Below are 827 nucleotides of genomic sequence, written 5' to 3' on the forward strand. Positions count from 1 at the left end.
CCGCAGGTCGTGGCCTGTGTGGGCATTGAGGGGGAAAGCGGAACCGCCTGGTTTGATGAGCTGCAGCTGGAGGAAGGGGAGATGGCAAACCGCTTCAATCTCCTGGAGAACAGCGATTTTACCCTGGGCCTGACCCGCTGGAGCACCACGGGTCTCGTGGCCGGCGATGGCATCGTCCAGAGCCCGGATCCGGCGCATCCGGCAAGCTTCAGCGATGCCGTGCTGAGCATCACCGGGGGAGCCAGCGCCGCCAAGAGCGTCCTGCAGACGGTTCCCGTTTCCGGGGCGGCCGGCGAGGTCTTTGTCTTGGGCGGCTGGGCCCGGGGAGCCTCGGTGCCCCTGACCGGCGAGCGAAAGTTCGCCCTGACCCTGGCAATTCAGCGAACCGACGGCACCGTGCAGTGGGCAAGAACCGCCTTCAACCGGGACACCCAGGACTGGCAGTACCTGTGCACGCCGGTCCTGACGGACAGCGCCTACACCGGCGTATCCGTGGTGGTGGAATATGGGCAGAATCTCAACAGCGCTGCTTTTGACGGGCTGCAGCTCTACCGGGAGGAGTTCGGCCAGAGCTATCAGTACGACGCCCAGGGCAATCTGGTGGCCACGGCGGATCTGGCGAAGGCCAATACCACGTTTCAGTACAATACCAGCCATGATCTCGTTAAAACTGTGGACCCCCAGGGAAACTTTTCCACCTATACCTATTCCACCGAGGGAAAACGCCGGCTCACCGAAGCCGTGACGGCGGAAGGGGTAACCTACCAGTTCGCCTATGATGATTTTGGCAATCCCCGCCAGGCGGTGGTGCAGGGGAACGTCTACCG

Annotated in this window: 1 pseudogene; it reads left to right on the top strand. The window is 62.9% G+C overall.

Annotation, left to right across the window (positions count from 1 at the left end):
* A pseudogene (locus KCG48_RS14525) lies at nt 1–827 on the top strand (RHS repeat domain-containing protein); the annotation flags it as partial.

The sequence above is a fragment of the Proteiniclasticum sediminis genome (assembly GCF_018128025.1).
GTDB lineage: Bacteria > Bacillota > Clostridia > Clostridiales > Clostridiaceae > Proteiniclasticum > Proteiniclasticum sediminis.